This is a genomic window from Acetobacter estunensis, from assembly GCF_011516945.1.
GTDB classification, from domain to species: domain Bacteria; phylum Pseudomonadota; class Alphaproteobacteria; order Acetobacterales; family Acetobacteraceae; genus Acetobacter; species Acetobacter estunensis.
The window spans coordinates 62,039-85,455 of record NZ_WOTH01000009.1; the positions used below are offsets into that span (position 1 = coordinate 62,039).

Below are 23,417 nucleotides of genomic sequence, written 5' to 3' on the forward strand. Positions count from 1 at the left end.
CATGGACGGAACACTGAATAAACACTCGTGCCACTATGCGAAACAGCCGAGGATGAGTGCGAGTGTCGATGACGTGGGGCAACTTTCAGGCCGTCATCCAGCTTTCTGCCGGCCTCAATGTCGCGATTCTCAGTTTCGTGGACATCAGCCTGCCCGCCATCAAGGAACGCCGCCGGGTGTTCGCCAAAGCGCGGCAGGAGTTGGAAATCCACCGGCGCAATCCGCACAAACGGGCGCCAGAGCACAAGGAAAGCCATACGGAAGCGGTGAATGAAATGGACCGCGCCCTGTTCGATCTGTGGCGGGAAGCGGCGAACTTCGAAAGCATTGAAGACTCCCTGCTGCGCTCCACTGGCGTGTTCGGACTTTTCGGCGCGATCCTGAGCCTCGGGCTGCTGTGGTATTCAGGCTATCACTACGACGAAGTCATCCCGGTTCTGGGCACAGTGCTGTCATTGCTGTCTTTCGTGTCGCTGATCGGGGCGTTCCTGATCAACTTCTTCACAGCGTCCCGCGCCTCCAGCTTTGCCAAGCGGTGCAATACTCTGCGCGAGACCATGCGCACCAAACTGTAGGGTTCGTCATACTTGCGGAGCGGAAAACACTTTCCGTAGCGCCTTGCCGCTTTCACGCAGAACCCGGCGCGCTTTCCACATGACGGGATAAAACAGCAGGAAGCCATGCAGGGTGCCCGGCGCGCATGAATAGGTCACCGTGTTGCCCGCCTGCTGCAACCTGTCGGCATACATCGCAGCCTCATCACGCAAAGGATCGCATTCGGCCGTCATGATCCAGGCGGGCGGAAGACCAGACAGATTCGTCTGTAAACCGGGCGCAAACCGCACATCGTCGGCATCTTCGATGGACCGCGCGTATTGATGCCCATACCACTCCACCATCGCCATGCTCAGGAAGAATCCCTTGGCGAACAGTTGACGAGAACGCGTTTCCTCTGTCCCCAATGTCGCGGGATAAAACAGAACCTGCATGCGAGGCGTGAGAATGGGACACGCCCCATCCTTGCTGTGGGCATCGCGGATTTTCTAGCTCATGACGGCCGCCAGCGTTCCACCTGCACTGTCTCCAGCAAGCGCCATCTGACCACCCCAACGCCATGCCTCTCCCGACAGCCAGCGCACCGCCTCCCAACAATCGTCCACAGCGGCGGGAAACTTATGTTCGGGCGCAAGGCTGTAATGAAAGGAGAGGACGGCGGCACCGGACGCTCGGGCAAGACGACAACAGATCCCGTGATGCGAGTTCAGCCCGCAATGCACGAAACCGCCGCCATGGAAGTAAAGAACCACGCCCTTTACCTTGCCGCGCGGAATATAAAGGCGAGCGGGCCGAAGTTCACGGGCGCCGGGCACCCGAATATCGAGTACACGTTTCAGCGGCAGCGATGAAAGTGCCATAGGGAAAGACGGTCGTCCGGCAAGCTTGCGCAGCCGTGCAAGATTCTCCGCGCGGACCGCTTCCGGTGGCTCCAGAGCCACAGGTTGACGTGCCAGCCTGCGCGCCTGAAGACGGAGCATCCAGCCAATCCAGAGCAGGAAAAGACGCGAAATGGCATCGGGCCGCACATTGTCTGCCCGCTTTGCGGAGCAGGCGGTCCGTCTTGTGAAAAGGGACATGATCCGCTGAGTCTCAGCCTCGGGCGACAATATGTCCACCCGTCAGCATCCCACGCTTGACGGAACAGGCGTGCGCGCGCAGGTTCCGCCCCAGCCAGACGGTTGGACGACCGCTGCCGCGCGTGCGTGGTGGAGGAAAGTCCGGGCTCCACGGGAGAACGGTGCCGGTTAATGACCGGCGGGGGCGACCCCAGGGACAGTGCCACAGAAAACAGACCGCCTTCCGGACCTGTTCGCAGGTTGGAGGTAAGGGTGAAACGGTGCGGTAAGAGCGCACCGCGCTTCCGGTAACGGCGGCGGCACGGCAAACCCCACCGGGAGCAAGACCGAATAGGGACGACAGGCAGCCTGACTGCCGGGGGCTCTCCCGCCCTGTCGTCCGGGTTGGTCGCGTGAGGCACGTTGCAAGACGTGTCCCAGAGGAATGGTCGTTACGGCTCCATCAGGGGCCGACAGAACCCGGCTTACAGACCGTCTGGCTCCTCATTTTTCGAAACGATTCTCATAAAGAAGACGATTGGTGCTTCTTGTCCGTTTTCTGCGCACGGAGATGAGGTTACGTCCTGAAAAACAACATGAAGAACATAACAAGAACATACGTTCTTGTTAACGGATACCGGGATTCTGGAAACCTTTTGCGAACAAAGAACGGTCTATTTGTGATTTTCCCCAGATTTCCGCCATTTTTTATTAGAGATTCATTTGACGTCCCATAAAATCCCATGGTATCCCAAACCACAGTTGGACAGCCCCAAGGATCCCGAGCGTTTCCGCACATGAAGGACATTTCCCCCAGTGAGCGTGTTTCTCGGCACACATCAGAATCGAATCGACGCCAAAGGGCGTGTTTCGATTCCCGCCGGGTTCCGCACCGTCCTTCGCGCCAAGGCCGTTGAGGGTGAAGCACTGATGATCCTTCGCCCATCCCACACCCTGCCCTGCATCGAAGCGTGGCCTTCCGCCGCCTTCTCGGCGCTCGCGCAACCGCTCGACCGGCTCGACATGTTTTCCGACGAGCACGACGATCTCGCGGCAGCGCTTTACGCTGATGCCTATCCGCTCGACTCGGACAAGGAGGGGCGAATCATTCTCCCCGACTTCCTGCGCGAACACGCGGGCATCACGGATCAGGTCGCATTCATGGGGCTTGGGCGTATCTTCCAGATCTGGGAGCCGAAAGCCGCCGACCAGCGCCGCGCCGAAGCCCGCCAGCGCTCGCGCCGGGTCACGCTTCCCGGCAATCGCGACAATGGTCCCGGAGGAGCGACATGAATGCCATGACGCCAACAACCTCCATGATGATCCCGGACCATGATCCCGGACATATCCCCGTCATGCGCGAGGAAGTGCTGGCCGCCCTCGCCCCCCATGATGGCGAAGTCTATGTGGACGGCACATTCGGCGGCGGCGGCTATGCCTGCGCTGTTCTGGCCGCCGCTTCCTGTCATGTCTGGGGCATCGACCGCGATCCTGACGCCATCGCACGGGGAGAAGCCCTTTCCACCCTTCTGGGCGTAGCCCCGGACGGTGCGCCGCGACTGCGTATGTTGCACGGTGGATTCGGCGCGATGGGCGACATGCTGCGCGATGCCGGCGTCGCTTCCGTCGATGGCGTAATGCTCGATCTCGGCGTCTCGTCTTTTCAGATCGACGAAGCGGAACGCGGCTTTTCGTTCCGTGCCGATGGCCCGCTGGATATGCGGATGGGCAAGGCCGGTCGCTCGGCTGCGGATATCGTCAACACCGCTCCCGAAAGCGAGTTGGCGGACATCTTTCATCATTATGGTGAGGAGCGTCACGCCCGCCGCGTGGCCCGCGCCGTGGTGGAGGCCCGCACAAGCGCGCCTCTGACCACGACACTCCAGCTCGCGACCGTCATCCGCTCGGTCGTCCGCGCGGACCGTTCCGGGATCGATCCTGCCACACGCAGCTTTCAGGGGCTGCGGATTGCGGTGAATGACGAGCTTGGCGAGATCGAGCGGGGGCTGACGCAGGCTCTCGATCTGCTCGCACCGGGCGGACGTCTTGTAGTGGTGGCGTTTCACTCGCTGGAAGACCGCATCGTCAAGCGTGTCATGGCCGCTGCCGCCGGGCAGGAGTCCGGCATGTCGCGTCATGATCCGCGCTCCATGCTGCGCGGGAACGTCAAGCCACAGTTCAGGCTCGCTTTCCGCAAACCCATGCAACCGTCCGATGAGGAATGTCGTCGCAATCCACGTGCCCGCAGCGCCAAGCTTCGGGCGCTGCTGCGCCTTTCCTCCGATGACACGAATACCTCCTCTCACACGGAATACCGGACGAATGTCGGCGTCCGTTCCGTAGCCTCTTCCGACAAGGGAACAACTTGATGTTCAGGCCCCTCACCCTGTTCTGCGCATTGCTGGCCGGTTCGTCGGGAATGTTCCTGTATACAAAAAAGCATCAGACAACGGTTCTGGATCAGCAGATTTCCAAAATCGTGGCGGACACGCAGCACATCCGTCAGCAGACGGCCATGCTCCAGACCCAGTGGGCGCTTCTCAATCAGCCGGATCGTCTGGATCATTTGACGGGGCGTTTCGCCTCGCAACTGCGTCCGATGGAACCGCGGCAGTTCGTGCGCATGACGGACCTGGGCAAACACCTGCCCGCGCCCGGTTCGTTCCATCCTGCTGGCGGTCATACGGCGGCCGTCGTGGCTGCGGCGGCAGTGCCGCCTGCTGCATCGGCACCCGAGCCCGTCCGTGTGGCAGAAGTCGAACATCCGGCTCCCCCCATTTCACGCGAGCATGAAGAAGCCTCCGTGGCAGCAAGCGTAAAGCCGCATAAGGTCCCTGTGGTGGTGGCACGTGCGGAACCTCTCGCACCGCCTCAGCCAGTCGCTGTCGAACATCATCGACTCACCCAGCCGGAAACGACAACACCACGGCATGAGGTTGCTTCCGCTGGCAGCGTAACGGACACGCCCACCGTCACACGCAAATCCACGCGCCACGCCACCGACACACAGATCGCTTCCAGCGGCGATCTGCGTACATCTGTTCCCACCTCGTCCCTCCCGCACCGTGCGAACCATGTGCTCGTGGCGGACAGCACGCCTGTGCATCACGTGGCCGAGACGGACCGGACCGCTGTGGTCCATACGCCAGCACGGGTCGCAATGGCCGATCATGTCGTGACGCATCGCACAACTTCACCCGCCCCGATCAACGTAGCTGCATGGCACCCGGCAGGAAGCGCTACACCCCGCTACGTGGAAGCCCGGGCCAGTTACAGTGGATCGCTTCTGGGGCACTCTTCTCTGGGTGGGGGATTGCCGCCGCCGATGCCAATTTCAAACTGATGCCACAGTTGCAGGTTCATCTGCTCTGTGTGTCGGTTTCTCCGACACGGTTTCTTTCCGGCCCGCCGCCCGTTTCGCAACGATGGGGATGACGGAGGTCGGCCTTCGAGGATACGCCCCGCCTGATGTCTCGCCCGCCGCCTTCGCCTGATCCGGACACCCCCACGAACGGCAAACCGGCTGGTGACGTGCGGGTGACCAGTGACCAGTTGCGTGAGCGGGCTCTTCTGGAGCGGATGCATGTCCGTCTGCTGGCCGTAGCAGGCGGTTTCTCCTTTCTGTTCGCGGTTATCGGCCTCAGGCTCACCTTCGCCACAGTGCTCACCCCCATGGTGCCGGAGGCGCGGCAGATCAGGCCGCAGGTGCCCGAGATTCCCAAAGTCGATCCCAAAGGATCGCTCGCCTCTGCGCTAGCACTGCCACAGGTCAAGCGCGCGATGATCGTGGACCGCAACAATCAGGCGCTCGCGGTTTCGCTCCCGGTGGCGCAGGTCTATGCCAATCCGAGCGAACTGATCGACCCGAAGGATGTGGCGCACAAGCTGAAATCGGTCATCCCCGCACTGGATGAGGATGAGACGATCCGCAGACTCTCCCTGCCGAGACAATTTGTTTATCTGGCGCGCAACATCACGCTCCAGCAGGAACTGGCCATCAACAATTTCGGCATTCCGGGCATCTATTTCGAACCGGGTGAACGCCGTCACTATCCGCTCGGCATGATGGCGGCCCAGATTCTCGGCGGCGTGGACATCGACGATCACGGCATTGCCGGTGTGGAACGCTATTTCGACAAACGTCTGAACTCGGACCGCAATCCGCTCAAGCTCTCGCTGGATGTGCGTGTACAGGCCGTCGTGCGTGAAGAACTGGCGAAGGCGAAAGACACGTTCAAAGCCATCGGCGCCTGCGCGATCGTAATGGACGTGAACACGGGCGAAGTCATCGCCATGGTCAGCCTGCCCGACTACGACGCAAACAATTTCGCGCACGCTCCTGCCGATGCCCGCTTCAACCGGGCCGTGACGGGCATGTACGAACCGGGCTCGACCTTCAAACTCCAGACAGCGGCCATGGCGCTTCAGTTGGGCGTGGCCCATATCTGGGACCGCTTCTCGTCCATTCCCATCCGTGTCGGGCGCTTCACCATCGCGGACATGAAGACCGATCACTTCGCACCGTGGCTTTCCCTGCCGGAAGTGATGGCCTTTTCCTCCAACCCCGCTGCCGCCCATATCGCGCTGGATGTGGGGGCGCAGCGCCAGCAGGACTGGCTGCGCGGCATGGGTTTCTTCGCTCCCGTACCGATCGAACTGCCGGAAGCCGGGCATCCCATTGTGCCTGCACGGCGCAACTGGAGTCTCTCCACCACCATGACAGTGGGCTTCGGTCACGGCGTGGCCGAACCGCCGCTGTCCATTGTCCGTGCGACCGTAGCCACGGTGAACGGTGGCATTCTGCTTAAACCCACGCTGCTGGCGCGTGACGACGCCCCAACGGTTGAAGCATCCGACGCCCCCGTAATTTCGGGTGGGGCCGAATCTCCCGATGAAACCCAGCCTCTTCCCGAAGGCACGCGGGTTTTCTCGCCCCAGAACTCGACGCTCCTGCGCAAGATCCTGCGTCTGGATGTCTCGAAAGGCACGGGTAAAACCGGGGAGGTTCCGGGCTATTTCGTAGGTGGTAAAACCGGCACGGCGGAAAAGATCGGCGCGAACGGGCGTTATCTCAAACACGTCAATATTTCCGCCTTCACCAGCATCTTTCCGATGAACGCGCCGCGCTATGCGGTGTATGTCATGCTTGACAGTCCGCAGGGCACAACCGCCACGCATGGCTGGACGACCGCAGCCTGGAACGCGGCACCGACCGCGGGACGGATCATCTCGCGCATCGGTCCGATGCTGCAGGTCTTCCCTGACACGGCCCATGCCGATCGTATCGAAGCGGAACTCGCCATTCCTCTGAGACCCCAGCCGCCCCGCGGTGTAAGACCCCTCGGGCCCGGCAATGACCCCGGCGACCCGCGCCACGCCGCCGAGGAACGTCAGGCCGAAGAGCATCGTCGGAAAGTGCAGTCCGCCACCGAGCGTGAGTCCGCACGGACGTCGCCCGAATCTCGCGGAAGAGGATAACCCATGAAGCTTTCCTCCCTTCTCTCCGAAGCAGGCCTGTCGGATCAGGCTCTGTCCGCCGATCCCAACATCACCGCCGTTACGGCCGACAGCCGTGAGGCCAGGCCGGGCGTACTGTTCGTCGCCATTCCCGGCACGAAGCAGGATGGACGCGCTTTCATTCCGGCAGCCGTAGCCGCTGGTGCATCCGCTGTCCTTGTCCCCAAAGATTCGGAACCGGCTCCAGGCACCGTGACGGTCCGGTCCGCCACGCCACGGCGCTCGCTGGCGCTGATGGTGGCGGCACTGGCCGGGCCGCAGCCCGAGCACATCGTCGCCGTGACCGGCACCAACGGCAAGACGAGCACCGTGGATTTCCTGCGTCAGCTCTGGACATTGATGGGCCGGAGCACCGCCAGCTTCGGCACGCTCGGTCTGATCTCCTCTGTGAAACTGCCGTTCGAAGTCCCCTCCCTCACCACCCCCGATCCGGTGACGCTGGCGCGTGCGCTGGCCGCTCTGCGCGAAGAGGGCGTGACGGATGTGGCCATGGAAGCGTCCTCCCATGGGCTGGACCAGCGCCGTCTCGACGGTGTGCGTCTGTCGGCCGCAGGCTTCACCAACCTGACACGCGATCATCTGGACTATCACGGCAGCTTCGAAGCTTACCGCACCGCCAAGCTGCGCCTGTTCGACACGCTACTGCCCGGAGGGTCTCTGGCTGCCGCCAACGCGGACATGGACGAGGAAACCCTCACGGCCCTGCGTGAGATCGAACGCCGACGTCGCCTCGATCTGCGGCTGGTGGGGCGCAAGGGACATGCCATCCGCCTGCTGGCCCACAAGGCGCTTCCCGAAGGCCAGCGGTTACGACTGGAAGTGAACGGCCATCGGGAGATGGACATCATTCTGCCGCTTCCGGGACGGTTTCAGGTGGACAACGCGCTGCTCGCGGCGGCTCTGGTCCTGCCGGATGAGGCCGGTATGGAAAAAGCGCTCGAACTTCTGCCGCAGCTTCGCGGTGTGCGGGGGCGCATGGAACGCGCCGCCGTTCTCTCCAATGGCGCTGCGGTCTATGTCGATTACGCCCATACGCCCGATGCCCTCGCACGCGCCCTCACCAGCCTTCGCCCCCATGTAAAGGGACGACTGTTCGTTGTGTTCGGCGCGGGCGGTGACCGTGACAAGGGCAAGCGCCCCCTCATGGCGCATGAAGCGGCGCAGGGCGCGGATGTCGTCATCGTGACCGACGACAACCCCCGTGGCGAGGACCCGGCCGCCATCCGGCAGGACGTGCTGTCCGGCGCCCCGCAGGCGGAAGAAGTGCCGGGGCGCAAGGCCGCCATCACTCAGGCCATCGACCGTCTGGGAGCAGGAGACGTGTTGCTGGTGGCTGGCAAGGGCCACGAGCAGGGCCAGATCATCGGCTCCGTCGTGCATCCCTTTGACGATGTGAGCGTGGTCCGGCACCTCGCGGGAGATCTTTGAACGTGTTGTGGACTGGAGAGGAACTTGCTGCGGCCACGGGTGGCCGTTTCGGGGCGCTGGCTGGAGCGGGGATCGAAGTCTCGGGCGTGTCCATCGACACACGCACGCTGCAAGCGGGTGATCTGTTCATAGCCCTCGTGGGCGAACACACGGACGGACATGCGCATATCGCTACGGCACTGGAAAAAGGAGCCGCCGTCGCGCTGGTGCATCGCACGGACGATCTGGATGGTGTGGAACCAAACGATCCGCGCCTGCTGATCGTGGGCGACACAATGGTCGGGCTGTGGGATCTCGCACGTGCCGCGCGGGCGCGTTTCGCGGGCAAAGTCGTGGCTGTGACCGGAAGCGTGGGCAAAACCACGACCAAGGAAATGCTCCGCACCGCTCTCAGTGCGCTGGGTCCGACCCACGCGGCCGTCGCCTCCTACAACAATCACTGGGGAGTGCCGCTCACCCTTGCCCGCCTCCCCCGAGAGGCCGCGTTCTGCGTAAGTGAGATCGGGATGAATCATCCCGGCGAAATCACGCCACTTGCGGAACTGGTGCGTCCGGACGTGGCCGTCATCACCACCATTGGCTCAGCGCATCTGGGACACATGGGCAGCCTTGACGCCATTGCGCAGGAAAAAGCATGCCTGATCGCCGCCCTTCCCCGTGGCGCCGTGGCCATTGTGCCCGACGATGCCGAGGGACAGACCATTTTCGATGATGTGGCGCAGAAAGCCGGTGTCACGCTGTGGCGCGCGGGCTTTGCCGCCGGGAGTGAAGTCCGTCTGACGGAACTGGACCTCTCAGGCGAAGGCAGCCGCTTTGTCGCGCATGTGGCAGACCGCGCCCTTCCCGTCACGCTGCACGCACCGGGTGAGCATCTGGCCCGCAATGCGCTGGCAACTCTGGGCACTGTTGCCGCCCTGCACGGCATTGGCCCGGAACTGACACGAGCGGTTGAGGCGCTTGCCGATTTTGTGCCGGGCGCAGGACGCGGCGCGGCCTCTCCCATTCTTGTCGGCAAGGCGTTGCTTCTCGATGAAAGCTACAACGCCTCGGTTCTGTCCATTCGCGCCGCGTTGAACGTACTGTCCCTGCTGCCCGCCCAGCGTCGCCTTGCTGTGCTGGGCGACATCCGTGAACTGGGCGATTTCGCGCGTGACGAACATGTCTCCCTCGAACCTTCGGTCGCGGCTGCGGCTGATCTCGTTTTCTGCTGTGGACCGCATATGAAAGATCTTTTTGACGCACTGCCTCCTTCACGACAGGGAGGATGGTGTGCGGATTCCACGTCGCTCGCCCCGCTGGTCCGCGCGGCGCTGCGCCCCGGAGACGCGATTCTGGTCAAGGGCAGTTTCGGCAGCCGGATGAAAATCGTTGTGGATGCCCTCCGGGCGGAGAGCGCCTGATGCTCTATCTGCTCGTTGCCCATCATGTTCACGGCCACACCACGCTCCTGAACCTTTTCCGTTACCTCACCTTTCGGGCGGGCGGCGCGTGCCTGACGGCGCTCGCCATCGCGCTGATCCTCGGCAATCCGGTGATCCGCCAACTCAAGCGCATCCAGCGCGAAGGACAGCCGATCCGCGCTGTCGGGCCGGAGCGGCACATTCTTGAAAAGGCCGGTACCCCCACGATGGGCGGGGTTCTGATCCTCGCCGCCCTGTTCATTTCAACATTGCTCTGGGCCGATCTTCAGAACGGATTTGTCTGGGCCGTCCTGTTCGTGACAGCAGTGTTCGGGGCCGTGGGTTTCGCAGACGACTACCGCAAGCTGGCCAAGCGCAACACGGACGGACTGTCGAAGAAAGCGCGGCTGGGATGTGAATTCGGCGCCTCGCTGATTGCGGGCTGGTGGATGCAGCACCTCATGCCGCCCGACCTTGCCAATCACCTCGCCTTCCCTTTCGTGAAGGACTACATGCTGCCGCTGGGCTATGCCTTCCCCATCTTTGCGATGGTGACCGTCACGGGCTTCGGCAATGCCGTCAATCTGACGGATGGATTGGACGGTCTGGCTACGGTGCCCGTGGTGATCGCAGCCCTCGTGTTCGCCCTGATTTCCTATCTCGTGGGCAACCATGTCTTTGCGGACTACCTGCAACTGCACGCCGTGCCCGGAACGGGTGAACTGGCCATATTCTGCTCTGCCCTTGTGGGAGCAGGGCTGGGGTTCCTGTGGTTCAACGCACCCCCGGCCTCCGTCTTCATGGGCGACACCGGCTCTCTGGCGTTGGGAGGCGCACTGGGTGCGGTGGCGGTGGCCACCAAGCACGAACTGGTGCTGTGCATCGTGGGCGGCCTGTTCGTGGCCGAGACGTTATCCGTCATCATTCAGGTGTTCTGGTACAAGCGCACCAAACGCCGCGTGTTCCTGATGGCGCCCCTGCATCACCACTTCGAGAAGAAGGGCTGGCAGGAGCCCAAGATCGTCATCCGTTTCTGGATCGTCGCCGTCGTGCTGGGCCTGTTCGGTCTGGCCACCCTCAAGCTGCGCTGAGAGGAACCGCACGATGCCCACCTTCCCTTCCGACCTCTTCGCCGGACAGCGCTTCGCAGTGCTGGGCCTCGGTCGCAACGGTACGCCCGCCGCCCGTACGCTGGCAGCCATGGGGGCCGAAGTGCAGGCATGGGACGATGGGGAAGCAGGTCGGGCCTCGCTCAACGATACGCCGGCGCGCATAACGCTGGCGCCCTTTGACAGCCTGAACGGCTTCGACGCACTGGTGATGTCGCCCGGCATCCCGCACACACTGCCCAAGGCGCATCCGGTTGCTGAACTGGCCCGCAAAGCGGGCGTGCCCATTCTCTCGGACGCGGACCTTTTGTTCCAAGCCGTGCGGAAAGCCGGATCGAAAGCGCGCTTTGCCGGCATTACGGGCACCAACGGGAAATCCACCACGACGGCTCTGCTGGCGCATCTCTTGCGCGAAGCAAACGTCCCTGTTGCGGAAGGCGGCAATCTCGGTCCTGCCGCGCTCTCACTCCCGCTCCTGCCCGATGACGGCGTGTATGTGCTGGAGATGTCCTCCTACATGCTGGAGCGGCTGGAGACGTTGCATTTCGATGTCGCCTGCCTGCTCAACCTGACACCCGATCATCTCGACCGTCATGGTGACATGAACGGTTATGCCGCCGCCAAGGCGCATATCTTTGATCGGATGACGACCGCCGATCTGGCGGTGATTGGAACCGGAGACGACTGGTGCCGCCGGATTGCCGCGACCCTGCGGGCACAAGGCGTTCCTACGGAGACGATCTCCGGCACGGACACGCAAACTGACGTGCATCCCGCAGACGGCATGATCGTGGATCGTGACGGCCCCATAGCGCAGCCCGGCGCAACACTTCCGGGGGCACACAACGCGGAAAATGCGTGCGCAGCACTCGCCATGGCGCTGTATCTTGGTGTGCCGCGCGAAACCCTCGCCAAAGGGATCGGCACTTTCGCGGGTCTTGCCCATCGACAGAAACTGGTAACGATCCGCGACGGCGTTGCCTTCGTGGATGACAGCAAGGCCACGAACGCAGACGCCGCATCCCGCGCTCTGGGCTGCTACGACCGTATCGTGTGGATTGCAGGTGGCATCGCGAAAGCGGGCGGTATCACCGACCTTGTTCCCTATTTTTCCCGCATCACCGAAGCCTTCCTGATCGGTCGCGATGCGCCCGAGTTCGCTCAGACACTGGCAGCCCATGGCATCACGTATCGCATCGTGGGTGATCTGGAGCATGCCGTGCCACAGGCCGCAGCAGCCGCACGTCGAACGGGCGCGGAAGTCGTGCTGCTGTCCCCCGCCTGCGCCAGCTTCGATCAGTTCCCCGGTTTCGAGGCCCGCGGACTGCGTTTTGCCGAACTCGTCGAGCAACTGGCGCATGATCGAGAGGAAAGCTGATGGCCCCGCTGTCACGCACCAACAACTCGTGGTTCGGGCGCTGGTGGCGCAGCGTCGATCATGTGACGCTCGCCTGCGTGGGCGTGCTGATCGGTTTTGGCTACATCCTGATGCTGGCCGCCAGCCCGGCCGTCGCGGTGCGCATCGGCGCATCCCGCAACATGTTCATCTTCAAACAGGTAATGTTCCTGAGCATCGCGGGTGCGATCACGATTGTCGTGTCGATGCTCTCCCGCAAGGGACTGGTGCGCATGGGCTTTATCGGCACAGCAATCGCGATTGCCGCCACCGCGCTCACACTCGTTCACGGCATGGAAATCAAGGGCGCGCGGCGCTGGATCGCCCTGCCTTTGATGTCGGTTCAACCCTCCGAGTTTCTCAAGCCCTGTTTTGCCGTGCTGACGGCGTGGCTTCTCGCCAGACGGCAGGCCAACCCGCGCTTTCCGGGACTGCTGCTCGCTGGCATAGGCTATGGCGTGATCCTGATGCTGCTGAAATCACAGCCCGATATCGGGATGCTGACGGTGGTGACGGTGGTGTTCGTGGCGCAGCTCTTTGTGGACGGACTGAATCTGATCTTTGTCGCCGGTGTGTTTGGACTGCTGATCGCGGGTGGCATCGGGGCCTATTTTCTCTTCCCGCACGTTCATTCCCGCGTGGAGCGGTTTCTGCATCCCGGCGTGGGCGATCACTATCAGATCGATACGGCGCTGCGGGCGTTCGGCAATGGCGGACTGCTCGGGCGCGGTCCCGGCGAAGGTCGCGTGAAGGATCTGCTGCCCGACGCACACGCGGACTTCGTGTTTGCGGTGGCGGGTGAAGAATACGGGCTGCTGGTCTGCCTCTTCCTTGTAGGCATATTCGGGATCATCGTCGTACGGACATTGCTGCGCCTGCTGCGTGAGGACGATCCCTACATCATCCTCGGCACAACCGGACTGGTCACGGGCTTCGGGCTGCAGGCGTTTGTGAACATGGCCTCCACCCTGCATCTGATTCCGACCAAGGGTATGACGCTGCCTTTCATCTCCTATGGCGGTTCATCGGCCATGTCGGTGGCGCTCACCATCGGGATGATGCTGGCCCTTACCCGCCAGCGTGTCGGCCGCAGCCGCCTCACCCGCTCGCTCCCCGAACCCGCAGGAACCTGGAAGACAGTGGCATGAACACGACAGCGAACATGAACGGTCCGGTGGTGATCGCGGCGGGCGGCACGGGCGGTCATTTCTTCCCTGCTGAGGCACTGGCCAACGCACTCGTGGCGCGCGGCCATCGGGTCGCGCTCATGACGGATGCGCGCGCGGGACGCCGCACGGAAGGGGTTTTCGCGACGGCGGAGCAGTTCGTGCTTCCCGGCGCCGGAGTTGCAGGACGTGGGCCGGTGCGCGCCATCAAGGGCGGGCTGGCGCTCCTGAAAGGGGCAAAAGAGGCCCGGCAGATCATGATGCGTCTGCGTCCTTCCGCCGTTGTGGGGTTTGGGGGGTATCCCTCCGTGCCACCGCTGCTGGGCGCGCGCCTCCTGCCGAAATCCCTGCGCCCGGTCATCGTGCTACACGAAGGCAACGCCGTGCTGGGCAAGGCCAACGCCTTTCTCGCGCGCTTTGCGGACGCCATCGCAACGTCGTTTCCCCTCGTGCGCGGCCTGCCCATGGGGGCACAGACCACCCAGACGGGCATGCCCGTGCGTCCGGCCATCGCGGCTCTTGCGGGCGAAGGGTATGCCGCGCCCGAACCCGGTGACCCGATCCATCTCCTGGTCTGGGGCGGCTCCCTTGGGGCGCGGGTCTTTTCCGATGTGGTGCCCGCAGCATTAGCCGCTCTGCCTTTGGAAATCCGCGAGCGTGTGAGCGTGACGCAGCAGGTGCGCGCTGAAGACATCGAACGTGTCCGCACTGCCTATGACGCACCCGGAATCGCCGCCGAACTGGCCCCGTTCTTTGCGGACGTCGCCACGCTGATGCGTGATGCGCATCTCGTCATCGGGCGGGCGGGCGGCTCCTCCGTCGCGGAACTGACCGTGGCCGGTCGGCCATCCGTTCTGGTGCCGCTGCCCGTCGCCGCCAGCGACGAGCAGACCGCCAATGCGCAGGCTCTGGAAGGCGTGGGCGCGGCATGGCTGATGCGCCAGCCCGCTTTCACACCGGACGCGCTGAGCGCGCTGCTCGCCATGCAGTTTACCGACACCGGCATACTGACAGCCGCTGCGAAAGCCGCAGCCAGTCTGGGCCGACCGAACGCCGCGGAACGTCTGGCCGATCTGGTCGAGGCCACCTTGCGTGGTGGAACACAGGGTGCTTATTCCGCCTCCAAATCGTCCCCCCTTCCCACAGAGTCGTCCGCATCGAACGAGGAGTCCCGCGCATGAGAGCCCTGCCGCTGACCATTGGCACCATCCACTTCGTCGGCATCGGCGGCATCGGCATGTCCGGCATTGCTGAGGTGCTGCACCTGCTGGGTTACAAGGTGCAAGGCTCCGACATCAGCGAGAACGCCAATGTGCGTCGTCTGCGCGCAGCGGGGATTCCGGTCTCCATCGGCCATGATGCCTCCAATCTGGGAGAAGCGCAGGTCGTGGTGATCTCCACCGCCGTCAAACGCGACAATCCCGAAGTCGTGGCGGCTCGCTCGCGCCTGATCCCGGTTGTGCGCCGCGCGGAGATGCTGGCAGAGCTGATGCGCCTGCGCTGGGCCGTGGCGATCGGAGGCACACACGGCAAGACGACGACGACCAGCCTTGTCGCCGCCGTGCTGGAAGCGGCCAAGCTTGATCCGACCGTGATCAACGGTGGTATCATCGAAGCTTATGGCACCAACACCCGCATGGGTCAGGGTGAATGGATGGTGGTGGAGGCCGATGAGAGCGACGGCTCCTTCCTGCGCCTGCCTTCCGTGATCTCGGTCGTCACCAACATGGACCCCGAGCATCTCGACCACTGGGGATCCGCAGAGGCGATGGAGGCGGCCTACGACCAGTTCGTCTCCAACGTGCCGTTCTATGGCTTCGCCGTGCTGTGCATCGACCACCCGGCCGTGCAGCAGATGATCCCCCGCCTGTCGGACCACCGCATCGTGACCTATGGCTTCTCCCCGCAGGCCGATGTGCGGGCCGAGAAGGTTATCACCGACAAGCTCGGCGCCACGTTCGAGGTGCAGATCACCGACCGGGTGACACGCCGTACGCGCAAGGCCGGTCCGTTCCGCCTGCCGATGCTGGGCAACCACAACGTCCAGAACGCGCTGGCCGCGATTGCCGTTGCGACCGAAATGAACATCGACGACGCCACCATCCGTTCCGGGCTGGCGGCCTTCCGTGGCGTGAAACGTCGCTTCACCCGTTGTGGTGAAACGGGCGGTATCACCGTGATTGACGATTATGGCCACCACCCCGTCGAGATTGCCGCCGTGCTCAAGGCCGCCCGGCAGGCCGGTGCGCGTCGGGTCATCGCCGTCATGCAGCCGCATCGCTATTCCCGCATGAAGATGCTGTTCAACGATTTCTGCACCTGCATGAACGATGCCGACACCGTCATCGTCTCGGACGTCTATGCCGCAGGCGAAGAGCCGATCGAGGGGTATGATCGCGACCGGCTGATCGAAGGTCTGCGTGAGCGTGGACATCGCTCCGTCGTGCCGCTAACCGATCCTGCCCATCTGCCTGAAATGATCAACGCCATGGCCAAGCCGGGTGACTATGTCGTCTGCCTCGGCGCGGGCACGATCACCAACTGGGCGCAAGCGCTTCCCGCTGAACTGGCGGCGCTTCAGAAGGGCGTCACGGCCGCATGAACGCTCAGCCCACACATGACCTGAAAGCCGCGCTCGGCGATGTGCGCGGGCGCGTGACCGCCGGACAGCCACTCGCCCCCCGCAGCTGGTTCCGCGTGGGAGGACCGGCGGAATGTCTGTTCCAGCCGGCCGACGCGGAAGATCTGGCCACTGGGCTCGCGCGTCTTTCGCCTGAACTCCCCGTCACGACGCTGGGCGCGTGTTCGAACATCATCATTCGCGATGGCGGCATTCCCGGTCTGGTGATCCGTCTGGGCGGTGCGTTCGCCGGGATCGAGGTGGAAAAAGACGGCCTGATCGCAGGCGGTGCCGCGCTGGATGCGACAGTTGCCGAAACGGCGGCCGCCAACGGTCTGGGTGGTCTGGAGTTTCTGGCGGGTATTCCCGGCTCCATCGGCGGTGCCGTTCGCATGAACGCCGGAGCCTATGGAGCCGATATGGCGGCCGTGCTCGACTGGGCCGAGATCGTGTCACGCGACGGCTCGCTCATGCGGCTCGACGTGGCGGCCCTACGCTTTGGCTATCGCCGCTCCGCTCTGCCTGACGGGGCCGTTGTGGTGCGGGCGCGGCTGCGGGCGCAACCGGCCGATCCAGCGGTCGTGGCTGGACGCATCGGTGAAATCCGTGCCGCACGTGAAGGCTCCCAACCCGTCCGGGCAAGGACAGGCGGTTCGACCTTCCGCAATCCCGATCCGGCCGAAAGCCCGCTCATGGCCTGGCAACTGGTCGATGCAGCGGGATGTCGGGGGCTGACCATTGGCGGCGCGCAGGTGAGTGAGAAGCACTGCAACTTCCTCATCAACACAGGCACCGCCACCGCGACCGATCTGGAAACGCTGGGCGAGACGGTGCGCAAGCGGGTGCAGGAGAAATCCGGCGTGACGCTGCATTGGGAAATCAAGCGGATCGGCCTGCCGAGATCCGAGAAGGAGACTGCGCAATGAACGGCAAGAAGGTCACGGTCCTTATGGGTGGTGCCTCCGCCGAGCGCGAGGTCAGTCTCTCTTCGGGCAAGGGCGTGATCGCGGCTCTGCGCGAGGCGGGCCATGACGCGCAGGGGCTGGACGTCACCCGCGATCTGGCGGCTCTCGTCGCCGGTCTGGCGGAGCAGAAGCCGGACGTCGTGTTCAATGCCCTGCACGGTCGCTTCGGCGAGGATGGAGCGGTGCAGGGCATTCTGGAATGGCTCGGCCTGCCCTACACCCATTCCGGCATCCGGGCGTCCGCCAACGCCATGGACAAGGACGCCTCGCGACAGGTGTTCATCGCCGCCGGATTGCCCGTGGCCGAGGGCCGCGTGCTGCCCGTCGCGGAACTGGCGGAGGCGGACCCACTCCCCTGCCCGTATGTTGTGAAGCCGCTGGATGAAGGCTCCTCCGTGGGGGTGTCCATCGTGCGTGAAGGCACCAACCAGCGCGCGCATGTGGTCGAAACATGGACCTACGGGCCGCTGGCTCTGGTGGAGAGCTATGTGCCGGGGCGCGAGATCACAGTGGGTGTCCTCGATGGCGGCCCCGATGGTCCACGCGCTCTGACCGTGACGGACATCACACCCAACGCCGATAGCGGCCATGATTTCTACGATTATGCCGCCAAATACGGTGCAGGCGGCAGCCGCCACGCGCTCCCCGCCGTCATCCACCCGGACGCCTTCGCGCAGGCCTGCAAGGTGGCGGTGGAGGCGCATCGGGCGCTGGGCTGCACCGGCGCATCGCGCTCCGACTTTCGCTACGACGACACACAGAGCGGCGATGGCCCCGGACGACTGGTGCTTCTGGAAGTGAATACGCAGCCGGGCATGACGCCCACCTCGCTCCTGCCCGAACAGGCGGCGTATTGCGGCATGTCCTATCCCGAGCTGTGTGACTGGCTGGTGCAGGACGCCCTTAATCGCGCGGAGACGGCCCACCGATGAGCCGTCGCCACCATCCTCATGACAGCAGGGATACAGAAGGCGGAAACCGTTTCCGTCACACCAGTCGTGCGGATCGTCCGTCACGACTGGGCCTGTTCCTGCGCCGCCACAAACACGGCGTGCGGATGGTGGTGAGCTGTGCTGTTCTGGCAGGTGTGGGCTGGGGATTTCTCTCCTTTCACGGCACGCAAAAGGTTCTCGCACCTCTCACGACACGGATCGTGGCCAGTCTCCCGCTGAAGGTGACGGATATCCGCATCAAGGGGCAGAACCTCACCAATCCGGTGACCATCCACGAGGCGCTGGGCATTGCGGTGGGCGACCCGATGCTGGGGTTCGACGTGAAGGCGGCCCGCGCGCGTCTGGACGCTCTGCCTTTCGTGGAACACGCCAGTGTGGAGCGCCATCTGTCGGGGCTGATCGTGGTACGGCTTGAGGAACGCCCTCCCTTTGCCGTGTGGCAGCACAAGGGGCAGTTCATTCTCATCGACCGTGACGGCAACCCGGTCCCCGACAAGGGCATGACAGGCAAGGACGCGCTGGCGTTCATGAAACTGCCGCTGGTTGTGGGTGACGGCGCGGATCGTGCCGCCGCGGAGTTTCTCGATGCGCTGGCCAAGGCGCCCGATGTAAAAGAGCGCATGACGGCGGCCACGCTTGTGGGCGAACGCCGCTGGTCGCTCATGCTGCGCGACGGCACGACCGTCTATCTTCCGGAGGCCGCCGAAGTGCAGGCGCTCGACCGGCTGGAAATGCTTCAGAAACGATTCGCACTGCTTGATCGTCCCGTGGAAATCATCGACCTTCGATTGCCCGATCGCCTGACCATCCGCGAGCGGCCTGCCCCCGCCTCTGACCTGCCCTCCGCAGACGGACAGGCGGGAACGGGCGGCAGCGCGACGCCCGATGAAGCCCTCCGCTCCGGGCAGGCGGAGAACAAAGGCAACGCAGCCGCGCCACGCCCAAAACCGTCAGACCCGGCGCGGAAGAAGGACGACCACGTGGAGAGGATGGACGAGGAACTGCCCGCATGAACGATCTTGGCCTCCCTTCCTCCCAATCTTCCGCCCTCGTCCTGAGCGGGCGCGATCATCGCGGACGCGGCATGGTCGGCAGCGGCGATGACCTGCGGGCGTCGTCACCGGGTAACGCGCCGCGCATTGCCCCACGCGCATGGCGTAGCGGACTGATCGGTGTGCTCGATATCGGCTCCACCAAGATCACCTGCCTGATCGGACGTGGGGAGCCCAACGGCACGCTGCGCGTTCTCGGGCACGGCTGGCTGCGCTCCAGCGGCGTGAAGAGCGGCGCGATTGTGGATCTCAAAGCGGCGGAAGCCATCATCCGCCACGTCGTCGGCAATGCCGAGCGTGAGGCCGAGCGCTCTCTGGACAAGGTGGTGGTCAACCTCTCCTGCGGTCATCCCGAAAGCCGGCTGTTCAATGTCCATTGGCCGATCGGCGGCCGGGAGATCACGGATGGGGACATTCGCCGTATCGTCACCGAAGGGCGGATGAAAGCCCAGCTCGAAGGACGCGCGGTCATCCATACGCTGCCGCTGGATTTTTCGGTGGACGAGACGGATGGCGTTACCGATCCGCGCGGGCACCTGTGCAACGAACTGCGCGCGCGCCTGCACGTCATCGATTCCTCCGCGACCGCCCTGCGCACGCTGGAGTCCCTCCTCGGTCGCGCCGAACTACGTATCGATGCTCTGGTTTCCGCGCCACTCGCCTCCGGTCTCGCGGTCACGGACGAGGATCAGCGGCTGGTCGGGACGACGGTCGTGGATATGGGCGGCGGCACCACCTCACTGGCTGTCTTTGCAGATGGGCAGTTGCTTCACACCGCGCAGATTGGAGTGGGAGGCGAGCACGTGACGCGCGACATTGCGCGTGGACTGGGCACCTCCACCGACAATGCCGAACGCCTGAAAACCATGCACGGTCATGCCGATCTGTCCGCCGACGATGACGGGGTTACGATCCGCATTGAACGGCAGGGGCCGGATATGCCAAGTTTCGAGGCGATTCCCCGTGCGGTCTTGGGCGACATCATCCGCCCGCGTATTGAGGAAACATTCGAACTGGTCCGTGACCGTCTCGAAAGCGCAGCACTCGGGCGTCTTGCAGGCGGGCGCGTCATCCTCACGGGTGGCGGTTCGCTGCTTGATGGCGTGGGTTCTGTGGCAGCGCGTGTGCTCAACCGTCACGTGCGGTTGGGACGCCCCCAAGGCGTGATCGGCCTGCCCGATCAATGCGCGGCGGCGAGCTTTGCGACGACGGCCGGCCTGCTGATCTGGGCCGCCTCTGCCGAACGCCCCTTTGGCGACATCGAATTCACGGAAGAAAAGCCCACCGGGTTCTTCAGTCGACTCGTCTCATTCGTAAGGGAGCGTGTCTGATCCATTTTTTGGCACTATATTCATCAAAATAAGCATCTTTCTGTTTCACAGGCCGCATCGCGGGTATACCGTGACGGCTCCCCGCCTATGTCTCGTCCAAGGAAGCGCAGATGACTCTCAACTTGACCGTCCCGCCTCAGAATCACTCCGATTTCACGCCCAAGATCACCGTGATCGGCGTTGGAGGCGGCGGCACCAATGCCGTCGACAACATGATTCTCGCGGACCTCAAGGGGGTTGAGTTCGTCGTCGCCAACACGGACGCGCAGCAGCTTTCCAACAGCCGCGCCGACCGCCGCATCCAGCTTGGCCCACATCTGACACAGGGACTGGGCGCGGGCGCAAAACCTGAGATCGGCCGGGCGGCGGCAGAAGAAGCGGGCGATGAACTGGCGCGTCAGCTTGACGGCTCGCACATGGTGTTCGTCACGGCGGGAATGGGCGGCGGCACCGGCACGGGAGCGGCCCCCATCGTGGCGCGGATGGCGCGTGAGCGCGGCATCCTCACGGTGGGCGTGGTCACCAAACCGTTCAGCTTCGAAGGACCGCGCCGTGGACGCGCCGCCGAGGAAGGCATTGCCGAACTTCAGCAGTATGTCGACACGCTGATCGTCATTCCGAATCAGAACCTCTTCCGCATGGCCAATGAGCGCACGACCTACAAGGACGCGTTCAAGATGGCCGACAACGTCCTCTATATGGGCGTGCGTGGTGTGACCGACCTGATGATGGTCGATGGGCTGGTCAATCTCGATTTCGCGGATATCCGCACCGTTATGGCCGAGATGGGCAAGGCCATGATGGGCACGGGCGAGGCCGAGGGCGAAGACCGCGCCCGTCTGGCAGCGGAGGCGGCCATCTCCAACCCGCTACTGGAAGACACCTCCATGTCGGGCGCGCGTGGCCTGCTGATCAACATTACGGGTGGCGACGATCTCACCCTGTTCGAGGTGGATCAGGCCGCCAACCGCATTCGCGAGGAAGTGGCCGAGGACGCGAACATCATTTTTGGTTCCGCCATCGATTCCACGCTTGAAGGCAAAATCCGCGTGTCGGTCGTGGCCACCGGCATCGACATCCCTTCTGCCAAGCCGCATCTGGCCGTAGACAACGAGGCAACCGCTCCTCAAAGTGCTGCTGTCGGAAACGACGGCGCTGCGGCTTCCGCCGACCCGCAGGCGGCCTTCGGCACCCCCGCTCAGCCCCACTCCACGCAGGCGAGCGAGGCCACCGCGCATTCCGGTCTGTTCCCACAATCCGCCATGCGGGCGGAGCCGCAGACAGCAGCTCCGGCAGAGACCGCCTCGCGCCACAGTTCTCCCCGCGCCGGCCTGTTCACAGATACCTCCCGCCCCACGCAGCCGCAGCCGCAGCCGCAGCCCCGGGTACCGGAGCCAGTGCAGCAGCCACGCAGCCTGTTCGGCCTGATGACGGGCGTTCTGCGTCGTCCGGCACCTGAACCTCAGGCGAAGCCCGCGCCTCAGGCATCGGCACCGCAGGTCAACGCGGCTCCCCGCGCGCCGCAGCCCGCCTCTCCGACCGTACGCCCGGCTCAAACGGACGATGGCGGTCTGGACATTCCGGCGTTCATGCGCCGTCAGTCCTGACACAGCTTCCGTCCATGTGAATCATGGGAATGGGCCGGGGGCGTAACGCCCCGGCCCATTTCTTTTTTGTGCACCCTGTGACAGATTGTATCCAATTCGTTGATTTAAAAGAAAAATTAGCTTCCAGTCTGGTAATAGGTCGCAATAAACAGTGACTGGAACCATTGAAGTGGCCGCGTATTGTAGCTGCATGGTTCATGGGCCTATTTCCCATCACAATTGCGAGCATATTCATGGACACCCTCAGCATTGATCCCATCATCATGGCGGAAGCAGACGATGATGTGCTGGCGTCCATGACCGTGGACCTTCCCTCATCCGTATCCGTTCGTTCGAAACAGGTGTCATCACGCGCACCACGGCGGCGAACACTGCGCTTTCCCATTTCCTGCACCGGCGTAGGACTGCACACGGGCTCTCCCATCCGTCTCGTTCTCGAACCGGCCGCAGCCGGGACCGGGATCGTGTTCCAGCGCATCGATATTGCTGGAGCCGCACCGCTTCCGGCCCGTTACGATCATGTGGTGGACACACGCCTGAGCACAGTCATCGGTGATCCCACCGATCCTTTGCGCAACCGTATCGCCACAATCGAACATCTGATGGCCGCACTTTGTGGAAGCCGCATCGATGATGTCCGGGTGCTGGTGGACGGTCCTGAAGTGCCGGTTCTCGATGGTTCCGCCGCCGATTTCGTCTTCCTCCTCGATTGCGCGGGCAGCGTGGAACAAAAAACGCAGCGGCGCGAAATCGAGATCAAGAGAACCGTGCGAGTGGAGGACGGCGACGCCTTCGCGCAGCTTCATCCCTGCGCCACGCAGCAACTGGACATGACCATCGACTTTCCGGCCCGCGCCATCGGTCGTCAGAATCTGAAGCTGGGGCTGGAAGACGGGACATTCCGCCGGGAACTGGCGACCTCCCGCACTTTTACCAACCGCGCGGAAATCGAGCATCTCCACCGGATCGGACTGGCGCGCGGCGGCTCTCTCAAAAACGCCGTAGTGGTGGACGATGACCGTATTCTCAATCCGGACGGTCTGCGCGTCCGTGACGAGTTCGTCCGGCACAAGATGCTGGACGCTGTGGGCGATCTCTTTCTTGCCGGTGGCTGGCTGAAGGCTCGCTTCGTGGGACACAAATCCGGCCATCGCCTGAATAATCTGCTGTTACGTGCCCTGTTTGCCGACAGCGCCAACTGGCGTGAAACCGGCTCTCTTCCCACGCAGGAAGACCGCCGCGCCGCCTGAACTTTCCCAT

Annotated in this window: 18 protein-coding genes, 1 other RNA gene and 1 pseudogene; 19 read left to right on the forward strand and 1 reads right to left on the reverse strand. The window is 63.6% G+C overall.

The window, feature by feature from the left end; all coding sequences use genetic code 11:
• Positions 1-62 precede the first annotated feature (62 nt).
• Positions 63-575: a hypothetical protein gene (locus GOB87_RS06390; protein ID WP_264805133.1), complete on the forward strand. Its 513-nt coding sequence runs from the start codon at positions 63-65 to the stop codon at positions 573-575.
• 6 nt (positions 576-581) lie between these two features.
• Here the strand turns inward: GOB87_RS06390 and GOB87_RS06395 are convergent.
• Positions 582-1,634 (reverse strand): annotated as a pseudogene (locus GOB87_RS06395) (alpha/beta hydrolase).
• Between the two features lie 94 nt (positions 1,635-1,728).
• Between GOB87_RS06395 and rnpB the strand changes: the two are divergent.
• The 18 genes from rnpB to lpxC all read left to right on the forward strand — a co-directional run bounded on the left by rnpB (position 1,729) and on the right by lpxC (position 23,407).
• Positions 1,729-2,117: RNase P RNA component class A (rnpB, locus tag GOB87_RS06400), an RNA gene on the forward strand.
• Positions 2,118-2,429: 312 nt separating this feature from the next.
• Positions 2,430-2,906, forward strand: a complete 477-nt coding sequence (gene mraZ, locus GOB87_RS06405; protein ID WP_166313947.1) for a division/cell wall cluster transcriptional repressor MraZ — start codon at positions 2,430-2,432, stop codon at positions 2,904-2,906.
• On the forward strand, positions 2,903-3,982 hold the full coding sequence (gene rsmH / locus GOB87_RS06410; RefSeq protein WP_166313949.1) for a 16S rRNA (cytosine(1402)-N(4))-methyltransferase RsmH: 1,080 nt from the start codon (positions 2,903-2,905) through the stop codon (positions 3,980-3,982). Before mraZ ends, rsmH begins: the two co-directional genes overlap by 4 nt.
• On the forward strand, positions 3,982-4,956 hold the full coding sequence (gene ftsL, locus GOB87_RS06415; protein WP_166313951.1) for a cell division protein FtsL: 975 nt from the start codon (positions 3,982-3,984) through the stop codon (positions 4,954-4,956). The genes rsmH and ftsL overlap by 1 nt, the downstream gene beginning before the upstream one ends.
• A gap of 125 nt (positions 4,957-5,081) precedes the next feature.
• Complete coding sequence (locus tag GOB87_RS06420) at positions 5,082-7,091, forward strand: peptidoglycan D,D-transpeptidase FtsI family protein (RefSeq protein WP_166313953.1); 2,010 nt, start codon at positions 5,082-5,084, stop codon at positions 7,089-7,091.
• A 3-nt stretch (positions 7,092-7,094) separates the two neighbouring features.
• On the forward strand, positions 7,095-8,558 hold the full coding sequence (locus tag GOB87_RS06425; RefSeq protein WP_166313955.1) for a UDP-N-acetylmuramoyl-L-alanyl-D-glutamate--2,6-diaminopimelate ligase: 1,464 nt from the start codon (positions 7,095-7,097) through the stop codon (positions 8,556-8,558).
• Positions 8,555-9,958 (forward strand): UDP-N-acetylmuramoyl-tripeptide--D-alanyl-D-alanine ligase, encoded by a 1,404-nt coding sequence (locus GOB87_RS06430; protein WP_166313957.1) that lies wholly within the window; start codon positions 8,555-8,557, stop codon positions 9,956-9,958. Before GOB87_RS06425 ends, GOB87_RS06430 begins: the two co-directional genes overlap by 4 nt.
• Positions 9,958-11,049 carry a phospho-N-acetylmuramoyl-pentapeptide-transferase gene (mraY, locus tag GOB87_RS06435; RefSeq protein WP_166313959.1) on the forward strand — a complete coding sequence of 364 codons (1,092 nt, stop codon included), beginning with the start codon at positions 9,958-9,960 and terminating at the stop codon, positions 11,047-11,049. Before GOB87_RS06430 ends, mraY begins: the two co-directional genes overlap by 1 nt.
• 13 nt (positions 11,050-11,062) lie before the next feature.
• Positions 11,063-12,445 (forward strand): UDP-N-acetylmuramoyl-L-alanine--D-glutamate ligase, encoded by a 1,383-nt coding sequence (murD, locus tag GOB87_RS06440; RefSeq protein ID WP_166313961.1) that lies wholly within the window; start codon positions 11,063-11,065, stop codon positions 12,443-12,445.
• Positions 12,445-13,611 (forward strand): FtsW/RodA/SpoVE family cell cycle protein, encoded by a 1,167-nt coding sequence (locus GOB87_RS06445; RefSeq protein ID WP_166313963.1) that lies wholly within the window; start codon positions 12,445-12,447, stop codon positions 13,609-13,611. Before murD ends, GOB87_RS06445 begins: the two co-directional genes overlap by 1 nt.
• Entirely contained in the window at positions 13,608-14,810 is a 1,203-nt protein-coding gene (gene murG / locus GOB87_RS06450; protein ID WP_242006205.1) for an undecaprenyldiphospho-muramoylpentapeptide beta-N-acetylglucosaminyltransferase, read from the forward strand. Before GOB87_RS06445 ends, murG begins: the two co-directional genes overlap by 4 nt.
• Positions 14,807-16,231 carry a UDP-N-acetylmuramate--L-alanine ligase gene (gene murC / locus GOB87_RS06455; RefSeq protein ID WP_166313965.1) on the forward strand — a complete coding sequence of 475 codons (1,425 nt, stop codon included), beginning with the start codon at positions 14,807-14,809 and terminating at the stop codon, positions 16,229-16,231. The genes murG and murC overlap by 4 nt, the downstream gene beginning before the upstream one ends.
• The gene (gene murB, locus GOB87_RS06460; protein WP_166313967.1) at positions 16,228-17,175 is read left to right on the forward strand and encodes a UDP-N-acetylmuramate dehydrogenase; all 948 of its coding nucleotides are present in this window, start codon (positions 16,228-16,230) and stop codon (positions 17,173-17,175) included. Before murC ends, murB begins: the two co-directional genes overlap by 4 nt.
• Positions 17,172-18,146: a D-alanine--D-alanine ligase gene (locus GOB87_RS06465; protein ID WP_166313969.1), complete on the forward strand. Its 975-nt coding sequence runs from the start codon at positions 17,172-17,174 to the stop codon at positions 18,144-18,146. Before murB ends, GOB87_RS06465 begins: the two co-directional genes overlap by 4 nt.
• Positions 18,143-19,180, forward strand: coding sequence for a cell division protein FtsQ/DivIB (locus GOB87_RS06470; protein WP_166313971.1), 1,038 nt, complete (start codon positions 18,143-18,145; stop codon positions 19,178-19,180). Before GOB87_RS06465 ends, GOB87_RS06470 begins: the two co-directional genes overlap by 4 nt.
• Complete coding sequence (gene ftsA / locus GOB87_RS06475) at positions 19,177-20,550, forward strand: cell division protein FtsA (protein ID WP_166313973.1); 1,374 nt, start codon at positions 19,177-19,179, stop codon at positions 20,548-20,550. The genes GOB87_RS06470 and ftsA overlap by 4 nt, the downstream gene beginning before the upstream one ends.
• Positions 20,551-20,660: 110 nt before the next feature.
• On the forward strand, positions 20,661-22,157 hold the full coding sequence (gene ftsZ / locus GOB87_RS06480) for a cell division protein FtsZ (RefSeq protein WP_166313975.1): 1,497 nt from the start codon (positions 20,661-20,663) through the stop codon (positions 22,155-22,157).
• Between the two features lie 233 nt (positions 22,158-22,390).
• Positions 22,391-23,407 (forward strand): UDP-3-O-acyl-N-acetylglucosamine deacetylase, encoded by a 1,017-nt coding sequence (gene lpxC / locus GOB87_RS06485; RefSeq protein ID WP_166313977.1) that lies wholly within the window; start codon positions 22,391-22,393, stop codon positions 23,405-23,407.
• Positions 23,408-23,417: the final 10 nt, after the last annotated feature.